This is a genomic window from Gluconobacter sp. Gdi (assembly GCF_014132155.1).
Classification (GTDB): domain Bacteria; phylum Pseudomonadota; class Alphaproteobacteria; order Acetobacterales; family Acetobacteraceae; genus Gluconobacter.
This window is the reverse complement of record NZ_BLJQ01000003.1, coordinates 162186-184221: the sequence shown is the minus strand read 5'-3', so window position 1 is coordinate 184221 and position 22036 is coordinate 162186. Positions and strand designations below refer to the sequence as shown.

18 protein-coding genes are annotated in these 22036 nt (G+C 57.0%); 9 read left to right on the top strand and 9 right to left on the bottom strand.

Going from position 1 to position 22036, the window contains the following annotated elements; translation table 11 throughout:
• The first annotated feature begins 44 nt into the window (after positions 1–44).
• The 7 genes from JN414_RS07800 (at position 45) to JN414_RS07770 (ending at position 9901) form a co-directional block, all read left to right on the top strand.
• Positions 45–3032 (top strand): FAD-binding and (Fe-S)-binding domain-containing protein, encoded by a 2988-nt coding sequence (locus JN414_RS07800; RefSeq protein ID WP_202207402.1) that lies wholly within the window; start codon positions 45–47, stop codon positions 3030–3032.
• A complete protein-coding gene (locus tag JN414_RS07795; RefSeq protein WP_202207401.1) occupies positions 3029–4609 on the top strand; it encodes a hypothetical protein in 1581 nt (526 codons plus the stop codon). The genes JN414_RS07800 and JN414_RS07795 overlap by 4 nt, the downstream gene beginning before the upstream one ends.
• Before the next feature lie 52 nt (positions 4610–4661).
• The gene (gene thiO / locus JN414_RS07790; protein WP_202207400.1) at positions 4662–5630 is read left to right on the top strand and encodes a glycine oxidase ThiO; all 969 of its coding nucleotides are present in this window, start codon (positions 4662–4664) and stop codon (positions 5628–5630) included.
• 41 nt (positions 5631–5671) lie between these two features.
• Positions 5672–5869, top strand: a complete 198-nt coding sequence (gene thiS, locus JN414_RS07785; RefSeq protein ID WP_046901497.1) for a sulfur carrier protein ThiS — start codon at positions 5672–5674, stop codon at positions 5867–5869.
• Between the two features lies 1 nt (position 5870).
• Positions 5871–6656: a thiazole synthase gene (locus tag JN414_RS07780; protein ID WP_202207399.1), complete on the top strand. Its 786-nt coding sequence runs from the start codon at positions 5871–5873 to the stop codon at positions 6654–6656.
• Positions 6657–7262, top strand: a complete 606-nt coding sequence (locus JN414_RS07775; protein WP_046901495.1) for a thiamine phosphate synthase — start codon at positions 6657–6659, stop codon at positions 7260–7262.
• A 74-nt stretch (positions 7263–7336) separates the two neighbouring features.
• On the top strand, positions 7337–9901 hold the full coding sequence (locus JN414_RS07770; protein WP_202207398.1) for a cation:proton antiporter: 2565 nt from the start codon (positions 7337–7339) through the stop codon (positions 9899–9901).
• Between the two features lie 16 nt (positions 9902–9917).
• On the opposite strand, the gene JN414_RS07765 is transcribed toward JN414_RS07770, so the two are convergent.
• On the bottom strand, positions 9918–11297 hold the full coding sequence (locus tag JN414_RS07765; RefSeq protein ID WP_202207604.1) for a peptide MFS transporter: 1380 nt from the start codon (positions 11295–11297) through the stop codon (positions 9918–9920).
• Positions 11298–11811: 514 nt separating this feature from the next.
• Here JN414_RS07765 and JN414_RS07760 point away from each other — a divergent pair.
• Positions 11812–13440 (top strand): porin, encoded by a 1629-nt coding sequence (locus JN414_RS07760; protein WP_202207397.1) that lies wholly within the window; start codon positions 11812–11814, stop codon positions 13438–13440.
• 38 nt (positions 13441–13478) lie between these two features.
• Here JN414_RS07760 and JN414_RS07755 read toward each other — a convergent pair whose 3' ends face one another.
• From JN414_RS07755 to JN414_RS07720, 8 genes are read right to left on the bottom strand one after another with little or no spacing between them, the layout of a single operon-like run.
• Positions 13479–14270, bottom strand: a complete 792-nt coding sequence (locus JN414_RS07755) for an MBL fold metallo-hydrolase (protein ID WP_046901492.1) — start codon at positions 14268–14270, stop codon at positions 13479–13481.
• Positions 14267–15052, bottom strand: coding sequence for a TatD family hydrolase (locus JN414_RS07750; protein ID WP_202207396.1), 786 nt, complete (start codon positions 15050–15052; stop codon positions 14267–14269). Before JN414_RS07750 ends, JN414_RS07755 begins: the two co-directional genes overlap by 4 nt.
• Positions 15049–16587, bottom strand: a complete 1539-nt coding sequence (metG, locus tag JN414_RS07745) for a methionine--tRNA ligase (protein WP_202207395.1) — start codon at positions 16585–16587, stop codon at positions 15049–15051. The genes JN414_RS07750 and metG overlap by 4 nt, the downstream gene beginning before the upstream one ends.
• Before the next feature lie 29 nt (positions 16588–16616).
• Positions 16617–17540, bottom strand: a complete 924-nt coding sequence (locus tag JN414_RS07740; RefSeq protein ID WP_202207394.1) for a DNA polymerase III subunit delta' — start codon at positions 17538–17540, stop codon at positions 16617–16619.
• Positions 17537–18202 (bottom strand): dTMP kinase, encoded by a 666-nt coding sequence (tmk, locus tag JN414_RS07735; RefSeq protein ID WP_202207393.1) that lies wholly within the window; start codon positions 18200–18202, stop codon positions 17537–17539. The genes JN414_RS07740 and tmk overlap by 4 nt, the downstream gene beginning before the upstream one ends.
• A complete protein-coding gene (locus JN414_RS07730) occupies positions 18186–19463 on the bottom strand; it encodes a D-alanyl-D-alanine carboxypeptidase family protein (RefSeq protein WP_202207392.1) in 1278 nt (425 codons plus the stop codon). The genes tmk and JN414_RS07730 overlap by 17 nt, the downstream gene beginning before the upstream one ends.
• Complete coding sequence (locus JN414_RS07725; RefSeq protein WP_202207391.1) at positions 19460–20317, bottom strand: septal ring lytic transglycosylase RlpA family protein; 858 nt, start codon at positions 20315–20317, stop codon at positions 19460–19462. The genes JN414_RS07730 and JN414_RS07725 overlap by 4 nt, the downstream gene beginning before the upstream one ends.
• Entirely contained in the window at positions 20304–21287 is a 984-nt protein-coding gene (locus JN414_RS07720) for a lytic transglycosylase domain-containing protein (RefSeq protein WP_202207603.1), read from the bottom strand. Before JN414_RS07720 ends, JN414_RS07725 begins: the two co-directional genes overlap by 14 nt.
• A gap of 180 nt (positions 21288–21467) precedes the next feature.
• Between JN414_RS07720 and JN414_RS07715 the strand changes: the two genes are divergently transcribed.
• Complete coding sequence (locus JN414_RS07715; protein WP_064273192.1) at positions 21468–22034, top strand: DedA family protein; 567 nt, start codon at positions 21468–21470, stop codon at positions 22032–22034.
• Positions 22035–22036 lie beyond the last annotated feature (2 nt).

The window sequence follows — 22036 nt, the reverse complement described above, 5'->3', positions numbered from 1 at the left end:
GAGGATAGTCTTCCAACACGCTATACGACCGGGGAGAAACGAACATGGGTGGCGATGCAGATCTGACAGGTGTGGCCGGACGCTCAGGCCTCTATCTTGCCGCATCTGAATTGCACATCCGCGATATTTTCCTCGCCAGACTGGCTGCCGAAGGCTTTGAGGGTGATGTCACGCCCCAGGTCTCTGCCCGATTAGTCGGGGCGACAGACAACAGCATTTACCAACGCCTTCCACTGGCCGTCATCTATCCCCGAACAACCGAAGACCTGAACCGTGCCGTGCGTGCGGCAGAAGACGGCTCTCTCACACTCGCCATGCGTGGAGGCGGCACAGGAACCAACGGTCAATCCCTGACCGCAGGGATTGTCGTTGATGTGGCCCGATATCTGGATCGCATTCTGGATTTCGACCCTGACACTGGGCACGTAACCGTCGAACCCGGCGTTGTTCTGGCCAGACTGAATGCCTTTCTCAAGCCCCATGGTTATTTTTTCCCGCCTACAGTTTCAACTGCGACCCGTGCCACGATCGGCGGAATGATTGCGACCGATGCTTCAGGCAAGGGCTCTCGCATTTACGGCCGCACATCCGACTACATTGAGACCATGGATGTGGTGCTATCGGATGGCAGTGATCTCCATATTGAAAAACTGACCAGCGACGCTCTTGAGCACAAGAAGACCGGTAGCGATCTCTCTGCGCGGGTCTATCGCGAAGTGTACCGCGTGGTGACAGAGCAGGCGGACGAAATCCGTCGGGTCTTCCCAGACATGAACCGGGGGTTGACGGGGTATAACCTCGAAAACGTTCTTCTTGAGAACGGCCAGTTCAGTCTGGCTCGCCTGCTGGCGGGTTCAGAGGGAACACTGGCCCTAACGAAGCGTGTTGTGCTGCGTGTTCGGAAGCTTCCGAAATATCGGCAGCTTCTCGTCGTGCGCTACGCCAGTTTCGACAGCACCCTCCGAGACGTCCAGACCATTCTTCCAGCCAATCCTTCGGCAGTAGAAGTGCTGGATGACCGTGTGCTGGAGAAAGCGTCGCAGGATATTGTCTGGCAATCCCTGGAAAGTGTTCTTGGTGCCCGTTCAGAGCAACCCGTGCGGGGGATGAGTTTTGTTGAGTTCGTGGGAGATAACGCAGACCATCTCCATCAACAGATGCAGGAAGCCGTCACCCTTCTTGAAAGCTCCCCTTACGAAGTCATTGATTATAAACCTGTATCTGATCAGGCAATCATTAATCAGCTTTGGACCCTGCGTGAAAAATCCGTGGGGCTTCTCGGCCGTCCGGATGGCCGCAAACAGGGCGTGGCTTTTGTCGAAGACACAGCCGTTCCACCCGAAGCCCTAGCTGACTATGTGTCTGAGTTCCGGGCCATTCTCGACGGTTACGGATTGTCTTACGGCATGTTTGGGCATGCCGATGTTGGCTGTCTGCATGTCCGTCCTTTTCTGGATATGCTGTCCGAACATGATCGAGCCCTGATCCGCCCGATCTCCGACGCCGCGGCCAACCTGACCAAACGCCATGGTGGGTTGTTGTGGGGGGAACATGGGAGAGGTTACCGCGGAGAATTTTCGCCTCTATTCTTTGGGGAGACACTCTTCGCAGAGCTCTGCCGCATTAAAGAAGTCTTTGATCCCAAAGATATTTTTAATCGCGGAAAGCTTGCGCCCGTCGGCGTCAAATATCCAGTAGACCAGATAGACGGCATCCCGTTCAAAGGTCAGTTTGACGAGCAGATTTCCTCAGATCTGCGAGATGACTTCAGCCTCTCTGTGAGCTGCAATGGAAATGGGGCCTGCTATAATCGCGAACCTGACATGGCCATGTGCCCGTCCTACAAGGCCACCAAGGACAGGCTTCAGTCACCAAAAGGCCGAGCAACCTTGCTGCGAAGCTGGGCGCGACTGAATTCGCTCCCAGATACCGCCGCGGACAAAAGTGCGCTTCCCGAGCTAACCGCCGAGCTCAAAGCCAGTCTGGACACATGCCTGTCCTGTAAGGCCTGTGCCACGCAATGTCCGATCCGGGTGGACATTCCATCCATGCGGTCGAAGTTTCTGGACATCTATTTCCTCAAGCATCACCGTCCAGTGAGGGACTATCTCGTGTATTGGCTCGAGCCTCTCCTGAAAGTCGGTCGCCAGATGCCGACGCTCGCCAATATTCTGATGCAGAACCCGATCTCGACTGTGTTTCTCAAGCAGTTGGGGCTTGTCGATCTTCCAAAGATCAGCCCCGCGAAACTGGCAAAAACCGCGCGGGTCAGCACAGAATGGCTTGAACAGGCAGGAAACAATGACCGGTCGGTTGTTTTGATCCGGGACTCATTTACGGGAAGCTTTGATGGCGGTGTCATCGAAAGCGCATACACGCTTCTCAAATCTCTTGGGATGGACCCGCGCGTCACGTCCGTGTGGGATAATGGCAAGGCCAGGCATGTACGGGGATTTCGTAAAGGCTTCTCAGCCACTGCTCGCAAGACCCTGAAGCAGCTCAAGAATATCGCTCAGCACGGCGTACCCGTCATTTCTTTGGATGCCGCCACAGGATTGATGTTCGAACAGGAATATCGGGATGTCGCAGGGTCCGAAGCCATCCCACCCGTGCTTTCACTGGAAGCCTTCCTGAAACACCAGATCACCAAGGGCATCATACCTTCAAATGCGGTAAAACCTGACACGGCAGCATTGACCATCATCTCACATTGCACAGAGCAGGCTGTGCGTCCGGGAAGTGCTGAGGACTGGACGGCCATTCTGCGACATCTGGGCGTTCAGGCAGATGCGGGCAAAGCTGGTTGCTGCGGGATGGCTGGCCTGTTCGGCCATGAGAAGGAACACGCCGATCTATCCGCCAGCATTTTTGCCCAGAACTGGGCCAGCAAGGCAGAAGGCAATATTCTGGCAACGGGCTTCTCCTGTCGTTGCCAGACAAAGCGTCTTGCCGGACGGCGGCCTGCTCATCCAGTCGAAATACTCGTATCTCACCTTCAGATAAAAAATGAGAAAGCCTTCTCAACTCAATGAAACCAAAAATATTTCTAGGAAATTTTTCTTTTAGAAACTGCTATTTTATCACCTCGGTCATAGGGCTAACGCTTTATCTCGTTCTAGCGGTTTACGTCTGTTCGCTGTGGCCCAAGACATCGGATCAGGCGTCCTATTTCCTTGCCGGGCTGGATGTACTGCATGGAAACTGGCGCCTACATGACTGGGTTCTGACCCCACCGGATTTCTGGACGTCCGATATCCCTCTCAGCGCCGTCCTGAGTGGCCTATGGCAGCTGTTAGGCAGACCGGCAGGCAGCCCATTTCTTCTGATGGTGCAACCCGCAATCCTATGGGTCGGCGTTGTCGCGTCAGCTTTCTCGGTGGTTTTTCTGCGCTTGCGAGGCATTGAGGAACGCCTCGGCGCAGCGACCCTCCTTTTGCCAGTGCTTGCCTTTCCCCTGATGCGCTCTCCGATGGCGTATTTCATCACGCTGTCTGCGATCCATATGGGCGCGCTGATTTACGGTCTTTGGGCACTTCACTGGGCTGACCGGTTTCTCTCATCGGGCTCCTACCGGTCACTGGCGGCCGTCGCAGTGCTACTGTGCCTCGGGGTGATTGGAGACCCGTTACTCGCAGTGACAGGCACGGGGGCGATCATCGCCTACGCTTTTCTGGCTCAGCACTTTACTCTTCGCCAACGTGGGCTTTTGGTCTTCGCATCCATGGCAGGCACCGTGTTGGCCAAAGCCATTCTGCACATCAATGCCGTAACCGGCGGCTTTGTTACGGAGCCATTGGAAACCCGCTTTGCACCATGGGAACAACTGGGCAGCAACTTCGGAACATCCGTTCGTTCCATTCTTCTTCTCTACGGAGCAGAACCCTCTGGGCAGGCAGTAGCATCCTCAATATCGGAATGCCTCCGGCTTCTTCTTGTCGGCCTCGCTCTCGCTGCGGCTTTCAAGATTGCCCGGTCAGGATGGCAGAGCAGGGACCAGATTGCCGCATTCCCGATGATGCTGCTTCTGTCCGCCGCCCTGAATTTCATGGCGCTCGCTCTTAGCAACCGCATCGCTCTTGATGGCAGTCCCATCGCTGTCGCGCGTTATCTTTTCCCACTTTGGATTGATCTGGCCTGCCTCACAGCGCTCGTCTGGCCGAAAAAAGGCTTAGCCCTGAGTCTGGCAGCCATGATTTTAGTCGTCACGCTCATTACGGACTATCGGACCCTTCCAGCGCATTCGACTGGTCTTCTAAGTTCCGATGATAACCAGCTTCTCAGCCGACTTGAGCACGACGTCCCACCGGATGGTGTTGGTTCCTGGTGGAGTTCCGGCAACCTGGAAGTGGCCTCTCTCGGAAAAATGCACATTTACCCCGGCATGAAGCAGGGAGACGGTACGGTTGCGCCGTTTGTGCACATCCGCAAGAAAATGGATTGGCATAGCTTTGATGGAAAAGCCTTTTTCGTCCTGATCCCACACCCGGAAGAAACCTTCGGGGAAGCCGAGGTGCTGCGAACATTCGGCACTCCGGCCAAACGTCTGACGGAAGGGCGCTATACGATCTTTGTGTACGCAGCCGATCATCTCCCCGTGCGTGCCTCCTGACCAAACAGACAAGCCATGTTAAACACGTCCCGCTTTTACGAGGAGGACATGGATGACTGGACCTCGCATTCTGGTTCGAGGCGCCGGCGTAGCCGGAATGGTCACCGCTGTGGCTTTGGCAGAACACGGCGCACAGGTCACGGTTCATGACACCGGCGGCCGGGTTGGCGCTGGCGCCTCATGGTTTGCGGGCGGAATGCTGGCCCCCTGGTGTGAGGCAGAATCAGCACCAGATGAAGTCACGCAGGACAGCCTGACATCGCTCCATTGGTGGAAATCCCACGTTCCGGACGTAGTTCAGGCAGGCAGCCTTGTTGTCGCTCCGCCTCGCGATACGCCAGAGTTAAACCGCTTTGGACGCCGCACCAGTCACTTCGAAACCCTCAACGCCTCCCAGATTGATACGCTGGAACCAGATCTGGCAGGCCGTTTCGATAAGGCGCTCTTCTTTGCAGAGGAAGGGCATGTCGATCCTCGCAAGGCCTTGCTGGCTCTTGCTCACCGCCTCAAACAACAAGGCGGCCAGGTCCTGACAGTCCTAGGGTTTGACGATGATAGGTTTGATTGGGTTGTTGACTGTACGGGCGTAGCGGCCCGGACCACGCAAAATGACCTCAGAGGCATGCGCGGGGAGATGGTTCTGCTACGCTGTCCGGAGATCAGCCTTCACCGGCCTGTTCGCATGCTGCATCCCCGCATTCCGGTCTATATTGTCCCGAGGGCAGACAGCGTCTTCATGGTCGGGGCAACTATGGTCGAGAGTGATGATACGCGCGGCATTACAGTGCGCGCCGTGACCGAACTGCTCAATGCGGCCTATACGCTGCACCCTGCTTTCGCAGAAGCAGAACTTCTGGAGGCCAATGCTGGCCTCAGACCAGCCTATCCTGACAATGTCCCGAGGGTGAGGCAGAATAGGAAGAGCATTTCCCTCAACGGCATGTATCGTCACGGTTTCCTGCTATCGCCCGCACGTGCACAAGAAGTCTGTGACATCATTTTCGGAACGGATCGGGCCTGAGACCCTTTCTTCCTCTTATACCCCTGGATGGGAGAGACATCATGCAGATCACCGTGAATGACGAACTCCATGAAGTTCATGCGCGAACACTTGGCGCGGTCCTTGATGAACTGGGTTACGGCAAGGCGCGCGTGGCGACGGCCCTGAACGGTTTTTTCATTCCAGCCACCCAGCGGAGTGCACAAACAGTGGAAGAGGGGGCTGTGCTCGAAATTCTTGCCCCCATGCAGGGAGGCTGACATGCAATTCTACGGCACTGAACTCTCTTCAAGGCTGATGCTGGGCACAGCCCAATATGACAGTCCCGCCATTCTCGCAGACGCGGTAAAGGCCGCTCAGGCTGGTGTTGTAACCGTGTCTTTGCGTCGCGAAGCTGCGGGCGCTCAGGCAGGACAGGCGTTCTGGTCTCTGATCCAGAGCCTGAACGTCCCCATTCTCCCTAACACCGCAGGGTGTCATGGGGTTCGGGAAGCTGTCACCACCGCACAGATGGCCCGGGATGTTTTCGGAACAGACTGGATCAAGCTGGAAGTGATCGGCCAGGGAGACCTGCTTCAGCCTGATGTCTTTGGGCTGGTCGAGGCCACACGCATCCTGACGGAAGATGGCTTCAAAGTCTTCCCATACACAACGGAAGATCTGGTTGTGGCTGAACGGTTGCTCCGTGCGGGTGCTGAGGTGCTAATGCCATGGGGCGCACCAATTGGTTCGGGCAGGGGGCTGAACAATCTTTTCGGCCTCCGCGCATTGCGCAGCCATTTCTCGGACATCCCAATGGTCGTGGATGCCGGCATCGGAAAACCCTCTCATGCCACGGCAGCCTTTGAGCTCGGATACGATGCCGTTCTGATCAACACGGCCGTCGCCAAAGCAGGGAACCCGGCCCAGATGGCCACCGCGTTTCGCCTGGCGTGCGAAGCCGGGCTTGCCGGATTTGCTGCAGACCCTATGGAAGAACGCGATATGGCGGTGCCCTCGACCCCGACCCTCGGTCTGGCCCGCAGCCTCGGTGGAGAAATGCTGTAAATGTCCCGTCTGCCTTCGAAAATCTATCCTGTCGTTGATCATCCTCGTTGGGTCGAACGCCTCGGCGGAGCGGGCGCGCGTTTCATTCAGCTGCGCCTCAAGGACATGCCGTCTGAAGAAATCCGGGCGCAGGCTGAAACTGCCCAGGAACTGGCCGCCCGCCATAATGTCGCCCTCGTGCTGAACGATTATTGGGAGCTGGCAATCGAACTGGGCTATGAGTGGCTGCATCTGGGGCAGGAAGATCTTGAGACCGCAGACCTTGAGGCCATCCGCCAGACGGGCATTCGCCTCGGCATCTCGACCCATAGCCATGAAGAACTGCAGCGTGCTTTGGCCTGCAAGCCCGATTACGTTGCACTCGGTCCGATCTGGGAAACGAAACTGAAGAAGATGGCGTTTGGTCCGCAAGGTGTTGAGCGCCTGACCGAGTGGCGTGAGCTCAGTGGCGATGTCCCTCTGGTGGCCATTGGTGGCATCACGCTCGATCGGCTGCCGTCCTGCCTGAAGGCAGGGGCAGACAGCGTTGCCGCCGTAAGCGATTTCATTCGTGCCGAAGACCCGGAAAGCCAGGTCAGACAGTGGCTTGCCGCCGCTGACACATAATTTGCAAGACAGAGCTATCGTGGGGCGGCAACCGTCTCTAGGATGGTTTTCGAACCAAGGGAGTACGGAATACAATGATGGTGACAGGCCTTGCAGCCGTTCTTCTCGCGATTGCGTTCCTGCTCACGCTCGTCAGCATCATTCAGCCTCTGGCCAAACGGCTTGAGATTTCCGAAACGGTTCTGCTGGCCCTTGCTGGCATCGTTCTGGGTGGCGCTGCGTCTCTTGTTGTTCGTTCCTCCGCAACGGACCTGCTGGATGGCGCCGCCGAAGCCCTGATCTATTTCCCGATCAACAGTGAAGCCTTCCTGTTGATCTTCCTGCCCATTCTGGTGTTCCAGGGTGCCATGGGCATTGATGTTCGTCGTCTGGCCCATGAAACAGCGACAGTGCTTCTGCTGGCGGTGGTGGCGGTCGTGGTTTCCACAGCCACCATTGGTCTCGCGCTTTACCCCTTCGCCAATCAGAGCCTGGTGGTCTGCCTTCTCCTCGGATCCATTGTCGCCACGACTGATCCGTCAGCCGTAGCAGGCATCTTCAGGGAGATCGGCGCTGCGTCACGTTTGACGCGTCTTGTCGAAGGTGAGGCGCTCCTGAACGATGCCGCCGCGATTGCGATTTTCGCCATCCTGCTGGCCTCCGTCACCTCCCACCGGCACATCCATCTCGGTGAGGCGGTCGTTGATTTTGCGTCGGCTTTTGGTGGCGCCATCGTTGTCGGCGTCTGCCTTGGCCGCTTGACCCTGCTGCTCATTGCAGGCCTGGGCGGCGCCCCGGCAGCAGAGATCACCCTGACCCTCGCTCTGCCATACACGGTCTATATTCTCTGTGACGAAATGCTCGGCTTCTCCGGCGTTGTCGCCACGGCAGCAGCCGGCCTGACAGTCTCAGCTTACGGGCCGTCCACCTTCCGTCCGCAAGTCTGGCGCTTCCTGAACGAGCTTTGGCAGCAGCTCGTTTTCTGGGCAGGCTCTCTCGTGTTTCTTCTTGCCTCCATGCTAGTTCCGCGCCTCCTGATTGGCATGACCAAGTGGGACTGTGTGCTCATCCTGATCGCGAGCGTGGCAGGCTTGGTCGCGCGCGGTGCCGTTGTGTTCGGTATGCTGCCGATCCTGGCGTTCACGAAGCTTTCGCCACCTGTCCCAACGCCTTTCAAGGCTACCATGGTCTGGGGCGGCCTGCGCGGCGCCATTACTCTGGCGCTCGCGCTGGCCGTGACCGAAAACCAGAGCGTCTCAAGCCCCGTAGCGCATTTCATCGGCATCATCGCGACAGGCTTCGTGCTGATTACCCTACTGGTTAACGGGACGACCCTGCGTTCACTCGTCCTGTTCCTGAAGCTTGATCAACTGTCACCGATCGATCAGGCGATCCGCCAGCAGATCCTTGGGATCGGCCTTGGTGAAGTCGCAGAACGGACACGCGTGATGTCTGATGAACTGGGCTTTAGCGAACAGACGCGCATTGGTGTCATCAGCCGGATCGAGAAGCGCGCTGAAAAGGAGAGGGCGGCCAATAATTTTGAATCTGCCCTGAGCGACCGCGCTCGCGTCAATATCGCGCTCATCACGATTGCCAATCAGGAACGCTCCCTTCTGCTGGACCTGTTTCGCATTCAGGGCCTGTCGCGACGTGTCATGGAAACGCTCCTGCGGACGGCTGAAGCCATGGCGGATGGCGCGCGTCTTGAAGGACGCTATGGTTATGTCCGCGCCCTAAAGCGCCGACTACAGCCACCGGTGAGGTTCCGGGTTGCTCAGGAACTGCACAGCCGCTTCCATTTCGACGAACCTCTGATGTACGCGATGATGGAACGCTTCGAGATGCTGATCATCGCACATCTCGTGTCACTGTCGCTGCAACGCTTTGTGAGGCAGCGCATGGAGCCAACCCTCGGTCCGCGTATTACGGAAATCGTATCCGAGGTTCTGGGTCGTCAGCGCAAGCTTCTGGATGATGCTCTGGAAACACTCCGCCTGCATTATTCCGGTTACTCGGAAGCTCTTGAGAGCCGTATTCTCCGTCAGATCGCACTGCGCCTGGAAGACGAAGAATACGATGCGCTTCAGGCTGACAATCTCATTTCCGAAGAGCTGCATCGGGAACTCCACCGGGATATCGAACGCCGGAGCGCGCGTCTTGAAGCGCCTCTACGCTTTAACCTCAAAAGCGGTATTGAACAGCGGCTGCGAGCTTTCCCAGCCTTCAATGGCGTCCCCGACAGCGTTCTGCACACCCTTTCCCGCAAGGTTGCCATGCGGTTTGTCTCTCCTGGGGAGGTTCTTTTCAAGCGTGGCCAGAAAGCAAGGATTGTCTACGCACAGGTTGCTGGCCTTGCCGAAGTCCATCTTCCTGAGCGTGAAATCCTGTTCGGTAGCGGGGACCTGATCGGCGCAGCCTCCGTCATCCGCGGAGAGCGGCTACAAGGGACCGTTCGGTCGCTTCAGTTCAGCCATTTGCTGGCAATCCCGAAGCCGGTGTTCGAGAAGCTGATCACCGACTATCCGATTGTCCAGCGCCTCATCATTGCCCGCAGCAACAAGCGCGCAGACGGCCTCCTAGACCCTTACGTGGTTAAAACGGCAGAAGGTGTCAGGCTTGCTCCCGCTCAGGGGCTCAAGGGAATAGCGTCTTCCTGAGCGCAGACTTCCGACATTAGATAGCCTTCTTCTGCGGGGCCAAAAGGTCCCGCCAGAAGAAGGCACATCCCATCAGAACACATGCGGCCAAAAGACAGGCCCCACTATGAATGAGCCAAAAGGGCACATCCCCGACATGACCAATCAGGGTTGAAAGCTTCCCGATCAGGAGGTTCGCCAGAAAGAGATGCAGGGTAAAGCAGGCGACCAGAATAGTATTGAGGCTTGCGGGCGCAGCGCGTGAATACAGCGCCATGCCGATCGCATAACTCATGCTGAAGCCAATATCGTTAATCGTGTGAAAAGCGATCCCCCAGATCAGGCTCACCTGATGTGGAGCAGGGTAGAACCAAGACGCTATGACGAGTACGAGCGGCCCCAGAGAGGCAATAAAAGCGCCGATTGCAACCTTCGTAATCTCAGCTGGATCCGGCCGCCGACGACTATATAGCTTCCAAAACCCAAGAACAGCGATTGTACAAACGGTACTGACCAGACCATCAAGCGACACAAGACTACTGACCGGAAACGGATGCCCCAGAAGCGTCAGCTGGTAATGCTCGCGTCCCCACAACAGATATCCGTCAAAAATTTCTGAATTTGGCAGCGCACTCAATGCCAGAACAGGAAGAAGCCCCAGGAGCAGAACAGTCGTTTTCTTTTCTGCAGACGTCAAGGACGGGCGAGGGACGGATGCACTCGCAATACTGTCGTTTGGCAACCAATGCTTGCCCAACATATAAACGAAAAGCCCAATCAGCATTCCCAAACTGGCGGCCAGAAAGCCCCAGTGCCATGCTTTCAGAGCAAGATAGGCGCACAGGGCAGGAGCCACAATAACTGCGGCCTGAACACCCAAAGAATAGATCTGGTAAGCCTCTGAACGTCTCGGATCATCCAATGTATAAAGAGCGCCAACCTGCGCGCGTAGACCACCAGCCGCTCCAAGTCCCAATAAGAGGGTCGTGATCGCGATGACAAAGCTCCAGTCAAAGGACATGAGCACATGCCCGACTGTCATGAGGATTGCGCCTAGGAAAATCGTCCGTGTACGGCCAAGAAACCGGTCAGCAACGATGCCGCCGAGGAGAGGCGTGGCATAGATCAGTGCCAAAAACAGACCGGTAATCGCGCCTGCCGTGGCCTGTATTCCAACTGGTGCATAGAGCACACCAAGAAAAGACTTCAGTGCCTTCATACCCAGCACATGCTCCACATGCCCGGGTTGAAGCAGGTAGTCCGCCAGATAGAGCACGAGAATGGCCTGCATGCCGTAAAGCGAAAATGCCACGCAGCCTTCAGTCAGAACCAGGACCCAAAGCCCCTTGGGGTGCCCAAACAAATCCTTGGAAGACGGCACTTTCACGGCATCGACCACAGGGGCGTTTGGAATCACTTCAGTCAAAACGGTCTCGCAGGGTGAAGAGAGGAGAGATCATGGGTAGAGGCCAATCAGAGCACCGGTAAAGAGGCCATAACGTTAATGGCAAAATGCCATAAGTGATTTACGGTCGATATTTATGGCATTTTGCCATTGATCGCCAATTTGCGGCTGATGATGTCCCAAAACAGCATAAAAACCGGGAACTATGGCAAAATGCCATAAGCTACACAGCTCAATGCAAAAAACGTCAAATTAGACAGAAATCGTCGGGAATAAGCCGATTGCAGTCTCAGATGCTCGGTTTGCAATCGTGAAGAGGCTTTTACATTTTGCTTCACACAAATGTCGTATAAGATATATTATGCCAACTTATATATCAAAAACAGCCGAAAACTCACATATCCGTGATACACGATGACTTGTTGCGAAGAATGTCATTTTTCGCGCTAACCTGAAACGAAGTTCAATTCTTCTGGTGCACGAACCCATTGTCGTGAACCAGATCCTCCGCTGGAGCGGTTGTTGCATGCCACGCCTTTCATTGCGCCAGATTGCTTTTCTGAGCTGCGTTTTCTCTGTTGGGTCTCTCACGGTTCTTCCTGCAACCGCACACGCCGATGATTACACCGAACTTCTGGATATCCTTCGGGCCAAAGGCAGCCTGACACACGGAGAATATAACAGCCTTCTGGCACACCATCTGCGACACAGCCGATCCGAGGCATCCTCCAATCAGGATGGCACCTCAAGCCCCCCGGCAAAACGCAACCGATACCGCCGCTACAATCCAACTCAGTATGATGGCAGCCTTGAGCCCCCCGATGTCACGACCATCGCCGCCGCTCAGGCCGCACGTCGTGCAGCAAGCGAAGCTGCGGCTGATGCACGTGACACACGTTCCATGCTCCGCCAGGCGCGCGCGAGCTACGATCCAGATAGCGTTGTGCGCGTCAAACCTTACGTCGCAGGCAAAGGCGTAACTGTTCAGGCTGGCCAGATCGAGATCAATCTCTCAGGCTTCGTTAACGGCTTCTACACGTATAACAGCCCTGGTGGCGGCAAGCCCGTTGCAGGTGGCGTCTCCACCGGCTCCAGTGGATTTGATTCCTCATCCGTCAGAAACGGCCTGCTTCCTGGTGGCCTCATCCTGAAACTAAATACGGTTCAGGACGGCATCAAACTTGGCGCGGTCTTCGGAATGTATCCGGGACTGAACAACGCAGATGTCGGCGCGTTCAACGCCAACTCCGGTGGCAGCCCCGTGGGCCTCGGAACAGCGGGCGTTGATTTCCGTCAGGTGTACATGACAGCTGGCACCGACAGACTTGGTACGATCAAGATCGGTCGTGACATCGCCCTGTTCGCATCTGATGCCATTCTGAATGATGCAACATTGCTGAGTGTCGGCAGTACGGGAAGCAATGCCAATCCGGCCAATACCTCTTTGGGCCGCATCGGTGTAGGTTACGTCTACACGGACTGGCTCCCACAGATCACCTATATTTCCCCAAAATGGCATGGTCTTCAGGGATCTGTCGGCATCATGACGCCACTGGATCCGTTCAACTATGCTGGCGGTGGATTGTCTGCGACAAGCACCCAGCACAGCTCGCCAATGGTTCAGGGTAAAGTTACCTACGACGCAAAAATTGCAGGTTTCACCACACGTCTCTGGGCCAGCTTCCTGACCCAGCACGTCCAGAACCTGACAAGCTCAACCCTGGGTACAGACAGCCGCAAAGGCGCGACTGTCGCTGCAGGCGATGTTGGCGTCAAGCTCTCCCGCGGACCGTTTGAAGGCGTGGCTTATTACTATTACGGTAATGGTTTGGGCACGACCGGCCTGCTGTTTGACGGCATTTCCCAGTCCGGCCGTAAACGAAACTCGGAAGGCTATTACGTTCAGGCCTCCTACAAGATTCTGCCACGCCTGAAGCTGGTTGGAAGCTACGGTGTCAGCAATCTTTATCAGGCTACGGGCGAAGACAATCCATCGCTGGTTCGTCGCAATCAGTCCGAAGTCGGGGCACTTTATTACACACTGACAGACTGGATGTTCCTCGTGGGTGAATATGCCCATACGGAATCCGATGCTCATGGCCCGAACCATGAGAGCGATCACACCATGTCAGCCGGCGCGATGATCACCTTCTGAGCCCAGAAAAACCGGGCAGACCACCCTGCCCGGTTTTTTCAGAACGTCAGAACCATTCCATCATAAGCTGGACGCACATCCGGCGGCAGTGTCTGGCATAGAATATCGTAATCCATATCTGTGCCCATATGAGTCAGGATTGTGCGCCCTGCCCTGATTTTCGTGCGCCATTCCAGCACACGTTCCAGCCAGGCATGAGCTGGATGCGGTTCATACTGGAAGCAATCCACAACCCACGTATCCACACCATCCAGAAGCGTCAGAGCGTCTTCGGACAATGTTTCAACATCCGTGGAATAGGCAAATTTTCCAAAGCGCAGCCCTAGAGACGTGATCCGCCCATGACGCTGCTCGAAAATACGCCCTTCCAGACCGGGAAAATCGACGTCTTCGCCAGCCGTAACGACCTGCTCATTGAAAACCGGACGATAAAAATCCGGGCCTTTCCAAGGCGCAAACGCATAGGCAAACCGCTGCCGAAGCTCTTCCAAAGTGCTTTGCGCAGCCAAAAGCGGAAGTGGCTTGTCAATTACACGGTTGATGGCCCGCAGATCATCAAGCCCTGCAATGTGGTCACTATGCGGGTGCGTATAGAGCACTGCATCAATGTGGCTCAGGCCACAATTCAGCATTTGAGAGCGGAAGTCCGGCCCGGAATCAACCAGAAGCCGAAACCCGCCCTCACCTTCAACCACAATAGAAGAACGCGTACGCCTGTTCTTGGGGTTCTGCGGATTACAGTGCCCCCAGATCCCCGTTTGTGAGCCGTTCTGACCACCAAGCATTGGCACGCCAGCAGAACCTCCACATCCAAGGATTGTGACTTTCACAGGCGTGTCCTTGCAAAAAGACGATGTACGTTTTCGGTGGTGATATCCGCGATTTTTTCAGCAGAAACCCCCCGCTCCTGCGCCACTCGCGCAGCTGTGTGGGCCACATATCCCGGCGTATTCGGCTTACCGCGCTTTGGAACGGGCGCAAGAAACGGACTGTCCGTTTCAACCAGCAACCGATCCTCAGGGACAATCCGCGCAACGTCCCGAATTTCCTGGCATTTTGGAAACGTCAGAAGCCCGGAGAAGCTGATATAGCCCCCGAGTTCGAGCGCAGCCTCAGCAAGCTTGGGTCCCGAAGCAAAGCAGTGAATCAGAAAAGGAAACGCACCCTTCCCGCTTTCTTCGCGCAAAATCGCGATCGTATCGTCGTCTGCCTGTCGCGTATGAATAACGACCGGTAAACCTGTCTCACGAGCCGCAGCAATATGCGTGCGAAATGCAGCGTGCTGCGCAGGTTTCGCCTCATCTCCGCTGTGAAAATAATCCAGCCCGGACTCACCAATGGCCACCACGCAGGATGGTTCGGCTTTCTGAACCAGCTCTTCCACAGAAGGAAGACGCTCTTCACCCACATGATCCGGATGCGTGCCGATGGCACACCAGACGCGAAGGTCTGGCGCGTCAAAGCGCGTCAGACCAATCTGGGTCTCTGCCTGTGAAAAGCGCGTCCCGATCGTAATCATACCAGCCAGACCAGACTGCCGCGCGATCTCCAGCGCGGCAGGCACATCATCCAGACGATCAAGATGGCAATGACTGTCGATCAGTCCCGTCATTCTGCGTCCTCGACGACGAAGCGCGGGAACAGCCCTTCTGGCTTCGGCAATGTGCGACCACCTGGAAGCGGCGTTTCAAGAGCGGCGAATGTGCGCTCGTTCTCTTCCACGCCAAGCTGGGTCAGCATCTTGTCCATCGTGTTGGGCATATACGGCTGAAGCATCGTCGCAATCGCACGGATCACGTCCAGCAGCACACGCAGAACATGCGCCATCCGCTCCGGATCAGTCTTCTTCAGCGCCCAGGGAGCTTGACGGTCAATGTAAGAATTGGCCGCACGGATGATCTTCCAGACTTCCTCAAGCGCGTCCGTAATGGCTTTGCGCTCGATCTGCTCGCTCATCAGAGACGGCAGCAGCTGCGCCGTGGCCAGAATGGCCAGATCGTCTTCCGTCTGTGGCCCGCGTTCCGGGACAACGCCACCAAGATTGCGCGCCACGAGGCTCAGCGTCCGCTGACACAGATTGCCGAGATCGTTCGCCAGTTCGACGTTTGTGCGCGTAATCATCGAACGACGGCTGAAGTTTGAATCACCACCAAACGGCACTTCTCGCATCAGGAAGAACCGCAGCGCATCCAGACCGAACTCATCAGCCAGCGCCTTCGGGTCCAGAACGTTGCCGAGAGACTTGCTCATCTTCTCGCCTTCGACTGTCCACCAGCCATGGGCGAAGACGCTTTTCGGCAGTTCAATGCCAGCAGCCATCAGGAACGCGGGCCAGTACACGCAATGGAAGCGTGCGATTTCCTTGCCAACAATATGCAAATCTGTCGGCCAGAACTTCGCACGCGGATCATTCAGATCCGGGTAGCCCACAGCCGTCAGATAGTTGGCGAGCGCATCGAACCAGACATACATGACGTGATCCGGATCGTTCGGAACCGGAATACCCCATTTGAAGCTGGTGCGACTGACGGAAAGATCCCTCAGCCCCTGCTTCACGAAGCTCTCGATTTCCCGACGCGGTCCATGCGGACCAATAAACTCGGGATTGTCTTCATACAGCTTCAGCAGACGGTCCTGAAACTCGGACAGTTTAAAGAAGTAGGACGGCTCCTTGACGCGCTCTACTGGCGCACCGGATGGAGCAACCATCGTGCCATCCGGCTTCTTGACCAGCTCATCTTCACCGATGAACGCTTCATCGCGTGTGGAGTACCAGCCTTCATACGCGCCGAGATAGATGTGACCATTGGCCGCAACTTTTTCCCACAGCGCACTTGCAGCAACCTTGTGGCGCTCATCCGTCGTACGGATGAACTCATCCGTGGAGATCGCCATGTCTTGCTGCATCTGGCGGAAAGACGCAGAAATCTTGTCGGCATAGGCCTGCGTGTCCATGCCCTGAGCGGTCGCGGTCTGCTCGACCTTCTGGCCGTGCTCATCCGTGCCGCTGACGAACAGGACATCTTCACCATTCAGGCGATGGAAACGGGCCAGAACGTCAGCCGCGATGGACGTATAGGCATGCCCGATATGCGGAGCGCCGTTCACGTAGAAAATCGGAGTTGTAATGGTGAAGCGCCGCGTCATGTCCACTCGTCTTGTCATGCCTGAGCCATTCACGTTCCGGCAGCGAGTTCCACTGCCTGACGGATGGCCTGGGCCTTGTCCAGATTAAAACCGTCTGTCTGCCGCCTCAGTGTATCAAGTTCCGAACACTGACGGGCAGAAGAATCAGCAACAGGCAGGTCGCCACGTCGTGCTGCCGAGCGTGCACGGTCTGCCAGTCCCTCGCCTAGCAAATCACAGAGCAATGCGAAACCTTCCGTCTCACGGGCAATCCGGTCAATGAGAGGAAGCATATCAGCCGTAAGCGTCTTCCCCGCCAGTATTTCCGCCACAAACGCAGCAATCGCTCCATCCCGATCCTGAGCAAGAAACAATGCGCGCCCTGGAGAACCATGAGCCCGCGCAAGAACATCCTCCGGAACATCCGGAACCAGCATGCGCATATCCGCGTCAGGCAGAGGCGAAAGGGCAAACGCGCGACATCTGCTGCGGATGGTCGGAAGTAGCCGTCCCGGAGACGCGGTTGTCAGCAGCAGGATAGCTTTCGGGGGCGGCTCTTCCAGAATTTTCAGGAGCGCATTTGCTGCAAAACGGTTCAGATATTCCGCGCCGTCCACGATCACGACACGCCAGCCACCTTCCGTGGCTGTGTGGTGCAGGAAGGATTGCACCGGCCGCACATCTGCAGCCGTGATTTCTCCCCGCAAACGACCCTTTTTCTCGTCCACAGCACGAGAGATTTCCAAAAGGTCTCCATGCGTCCCAGCCGTAATACGCCGTGCGGATGCAGAGGCTGGATCTTCTCCATTCAGCAGTATCCGCGCCAGCCGGAACGCGAGCGTCGCCTTTCCAATCCCGGCGGGGCCGGAAATCAGCCATGCATGATGTAATCGCCCAGATGCAAGGGCAGCACGAAACGTCTCTTCAGCCGCTTCGTGGCCTCGCAGGTCGAATGTGTGCCGTGGATCCGTCACGCGTCAGACGCGCACGCCGTATGACCGAGCTTCTCCGACACAGCATTCAGGAGGGATCGGCTGACAGCTTCAGGAGTGCGGCCAGCGTTAATACGCTTCACGCGCTCCGGTTCTGCCTTGGCAATTGCGTCGAAACCAGAAAGGACACGCTGATGAAAAGCCTCAGCCTGTCCTTCGTATCGGTCTGTCCGACCTCCGCGACTTTCCAGCCGCTCCAGCGCCTGTTCGCGTGGGAGTTCAAGCAGCAAGGTCAGATCAGGCTCTCGCCCAACAAGACGTCGTGCGCCAGTAATGAAGTCCAGACGTTCCGTTGATCCGCGCCCAACACCATAGCCCTGATAAGCCAGCGTCGAGTCATGAAAGCGATCACAAACTACAACAGCGCCGCGCTGAAGAGCCGGAAGAATGAGGTTATCCAGATGGTCACAACGGGCTGCCATATGTGCCAGCACCTCTGCCCGCCAGGACAGCTCTTCTTCTCCGAACAGCAGAAGATGCCGGATTGCCTCCGCGCCCGGCGTTCCGCCCGGTTCACGCGTCAGAATGGCTTCGTACCCTAGCCCACGAATATGGTCTGCCAGAAGGCGCGCCTGCGTGGATTTCCCCGCGCCCTCGCCACCTTCCAGCGTAACGAACAAACCGTTTTTAATTTGCAGGGCCATGACCAAGGCGCGCCATCGCACGTCCAACCAGTCCGAGTTTTGCAACGGATGCACCAGCCTGAAGCGGCACACGAATATCACCCATGCCCGGCGCTGAAATTACGATCGCGCCACAGGCCTGACCTTCAACGACCGGTGCAAGCACTGGTGACGCATAATCCACAGCAATATGGGAGCGCTGCTGCCAGCCCACCGGCATGGTCATCACAATGTCAGCACCCGCGACAAGCGGTACAGCCTTGTGTTCACCCATCCAGACCGGTGCATGATCCACAACCTGCCCCTTGCGGAACAACGTGGCATTTTCGAAGTTTGCAAACGCCCACGACATAAGGCGTTCACCTTCATGCGCGCGCTCATTGCTGGACGCTGTCCCGTTAATCACGACAATCACGCGATTTCCGTTCCGGCTGGAGCTGGCACAGAGACCAAACCCACCCGCATCGGTGTGGCCCGTCTTCAGGCCATCAGCCAGTCCCTTGTCGACCAGAACGTTACGGTTGCCCTGACGGATCTTGTTGAACGTGAATTCCGTCTCACCGAAGAAATGGTAATATTGCGGGAAGTCACGGATCAGGTGCATGGCCACGGTCGCGACGTCATGCGCGGACATGTAGTGCCCTTCAGCAGGCAGACCGGTCACGTTCATGAAGTGCGAATTCGTCAGCCCGATCTTAGGAGCTTCTTCGTTCATCATGGCGACGAAACGCTCTTCAGAGCCGGCGATCCCTTCTGCGAGCACAACGCAGGCGTCATTGCCTGACTGAATGACCATGCCTTGGATCAGTTCAGAGACAAGTACGCTCTCGCCCAGCGGCACGAACATCTTGGAGCCCTGCGTCCGCCAGGCTTTTTCACTGACCGGAAGCCCCTGCTCCAGGTGCAGACGCCCGGTCGCCAGCATGCCGAACACGATATAGGCCGTCATCATTTTCGTCAGGGACGACGGTGCCATCCGCTCATCTGCAGATTTATCCAGCAAAACTGCACCCGTGCTGGAATCCACAATGTATGCCCAGCGCGCAACGGTATCGAACGGACCAATCGGCGTATTGGCAGGCGTCCCAACCGGAGCAGCCGGAACATCAGAAGCGGCGGCAGCGGCTTTTGCATGAGCTGCGGCATGATGGTGCGGGCGTGCCAGCGCACTCAGCGGCCCGCCAAAAGAAGCACAGGCTGCAAAGCCCGCAACACCACCGAAAAGAGAGCGTCTAGTCCGCACGTTCGTCCCCAGTTGTTCGGCCTTTGTCACGGCCGTCATTCCACAATGATCCGCGCGCCCTCTACCCCGCACGCATGGGTCCGGTCCAGTGCCGCATCGGCCTGGGCGGTATCGGTATAGGGTCCGGACCTTACGCGCCAGTCCAGCCCTGCTCCATCTGGCACACGCTGAACCTCGCCGGAACAGCGCACAGCCACACTCGCGGCGGCTCCATGCCCGGAAAATTTTCCAAGAAGAACATATAGCCCCTGCGGACCTGTCATCCCCTGAGACCACGTTACAGGTAACGGCGTGAGCGCTGCAGACGGTTGGCCTCCCACAGACGAGTCGCTGCCATAGACTTTTTTCGAAGCGCCACCATCAAGCGACTCTGCGCGAACTTCCCCGACCGGAGCAGACTGGACGTCCAGATGCGGCGCACCCGTCAGTCCCTCCATAACGGAACGGCTCGCGGTTTCGTCTTCAACAATCTCAACAGGCGTATCAGACGTCATGCCCAGCAGATCTGCGGCCTTTGGAGACAACGCGACAACGCGCCCTGCACTTTCCGGCCCCCGCCGGGTCAGCCGGATCCGAACCACCCGCCCATTCAACAGATTTCGGACCGTCACGATCGACGGCAGTTGAAGGGTTTGGTGTGATCCGGTCATTCCACCCGATGACCAAACCTCTCCGTCAGAAGCCAGTTGCCCATGTAACGGCACCTCACGTGTCGCCAGACCCGTTGCCCGATAGTCGAACTGCTCATTGGGATAAAACCAACCCTGCGGGCCGTGCCATGCATTCCCCAGTTCATAGTGGGGATGCGACGCAATAGCGGGCTCATCATCCTGATGACACGCCCCGACCAGGGGCAAGAACGCCAGAAGTGGCGCAAAATTACGGAGAAACAATGCCAGTTCCCAGAAGACCTACGCCCAGCGCGTAATAATCAGATGGATTGTAACGACGGATCACGTTGAAATTATGGTAAACCATGAAGGCCTGCGTTCCCGGACCATCTGGCTGCACAATCGCGCCTTTTACGTCCGTACGGGAGAAACGCGCGCCATCTGCCCGCCGCACGCCGCGAGACATCCACTCTGCCAGTGACTTGGTATTGGTCCGGCCAATCTCACTTTTGTCCAATGCGCTGGCCAGTGTGACTTCCTGTCCCCATGGCTCGTAAGGCTGCCAACCGCATTTCCCGAGATAGTTCGCGATAGACGCAAACACATCGGGCTGAGACGTCCAGATATTACGCTTGCCGTCTCCATCACCATCAGCCGCATACCGCAGATACGCGCTCGGCATAAACTGAGCCTGCCCCATGGCACCGGCATAGCTGCCCATCATGGCTTCCGGTGCGATATCGCCATCATTCAGGATCTGGAGGGCCTTCATCAACTCCCCACGAAAGAACGTGGAACGACGACCATCGAATGCCAGAGTCGCAAGGGCATCCACGACAGAGAAAGTGCCGGTATGCGCACCAAAACCCGACTCGAGACCCCAGATCCCCATCACGCCCCGATCGTCACATCCAAAGCGCTCACTGACGGGTGCCATCACGCTTTCTACGCCCGAATAGACAGTCCGGCCCTTCTGAAAACGCGACTCCGGCAGCACGCGATCACGATACTGCGCCCATGTCAGGGTGAACTCCGGCTGATGCCGATCGAGCTTAAGAACTTTGGCATTGGGCTCTCGCGTCAAAGCCAGAGCACGAGAGACGATGCTGGAAGAAAGCCCCTGCGCCAGTGCCTGCGATCGGACACCGGCGAGAAATGCACCGTAGTCCTGAGCTTCAGCAGAGCGGATCCCCATCGCAGCCGCTCCGGCAACAGAGGAAAAGGCAGCAAGAAGATGACGTCTTTTAAGCACGGGAATATCAGCCCCCAGAGGGTGGTTCATTTGAAGCGCACGCTAGCAACCTGTGATGCTCCCTACCAGTCTTCCGCAAAACCTTTCGAGCATTCTCCGGTCAAAACGCCCGGCGTGAGATTGTCGCCAGCGCGCTGACATGCGACATCAACGTTCCATGATCATGGAACATCCCGCGGCATGATAGCCATTGGCCCCGCCCTGGCGTCACAGCCTGCCTGGCTGAAAGCAGTCAGCATCATTGTGGGGACCTTTATCCTCGAAGACGTGGCAACCGTTCTTTCCGGAGTGGCTGCACGTGCGGGGCATGTCAGCATCGCCCTGGCCCTGGGTGCCCTCTGGTTTGGCGTCGCAATCGGCGATCTCGGGCTATATGGCCTTGGCGCCGCTGGTGCACGCTGGCCCCGTCTTCGCCGCTTCCTGACGCTTCCCAAGCAGGAACGGACGCAGGACTGGTTTTCCAAGAACGTCATCCGCATCGTCGCCATCTCCCGCTTCGTGCCCGGCGCGCGCCTCCCGCTCTATACTGCCTGCGGCTTCTTCCACGCACCGTTCCTGCGCTTTGCCCTGACAGCAGTGCTCGCCACCCTTGTGTGGACAACACTGCTGTTTCTGCTGGCCATGCGCATTGGCGGCTGGCTTCTGGCGCATCAGGGCGGCTGGCGCTGGGCCGGACTGGCGGGATTTGTTCTGTGTATTGTTGTTGTCGGGCGCCTGATCGCCCGTATCCAGACCGTGAGCCAGTAACC

Bases quoted from the DNA above. Each gene is read 5' to 3' on its own strand.
- JN414_RS07800 (WP_202207402.1), top strand. From the start codon at position 45: ATGGGTGGCGATGCAGATCTGACAGGTGTGGCCGGACGCTCAGGCCTC.
- JN414_RS07795 (WP_202207401.1), top strand. From the start codon at position 3,029: ATGAAACCAAAAATATTTCTAGGAAATTTTTCTTTTAGAAACTGCTAT.
- JN414_RS07750 (WP_202207396.1), bottom strand. From the start codon at position 15,052: ATGACGGGACTGATCGACAGTCATTGCCATCTTGATCGTCTGGATGAT.
- JN414_RS07760 (WP_202207397.1), top strand. From the start codon at position 11,812: ATGCCACGCCTTTCATTGCGCCAGATTGCTTTTCTGAGCTGCGTTTTC.
- JN414_RS07730 (WP_202207392.1), bottom strand. From the start codon at position 19,463: ATGACGGCCGTGACAAAGGCCGAACAACTGGGGACGAACGTGCGGACT.
- thiS (WP_046901497.1), top strand. From the start codon at position 5,672: ATGCAGATCACCGTGAATGACGAACTCCATGAAGTTCATGCGCGAACA.
- JN414_RS07715 (WP_064273192.1), top strand. From the start codon at position 21,468: ATGATAGCCATTGGCCCCGCCCTGGCGTCACAGCCTGCCTGGCTGAAA.
- tmk (WP_202207393.1), bottom strand. From the start codon at position 18,202: ATGGCCCTGCAAATTAAAAACGGTTTGTTCGTTACGCTGGAAGGTGGC.
- JN414_RS07775 (WP_046901495.1), top strand. From the start codon at position 6,657: ATGTCCCGTCTGCCTTCGAAAATCTATCCTGTCGTTGATCATCCTCGT.
- metG (WP_202207395.1), bottom strand. From the start codon at position 16,587: ATGACGCGGCGCTTCACCATTACAACTCCGATTTTCTACGTGAACGGC.
- thiO (WP_202207400.1), top strand. From the start codon at position 4,662: ATGACTGGACCTCGCATTCTGGTTCGAGGCGCCGGCGTAGCCGGAATG.
- JN414_RS07770 (WP_202207398.1), top strand. From the start codon at position 7,337: ATGATGGTGACAGGCCTTGCAGCCGTTCTTCTCGCGATTGCGTTCCTG.
- JN414_RS07780 (WP_202207399.1), top strand. From the start codon at position 5,871: ATGCAATTCTACGGCACTGAACTCTCTTCAAGGCTGATGCTGGGCACA.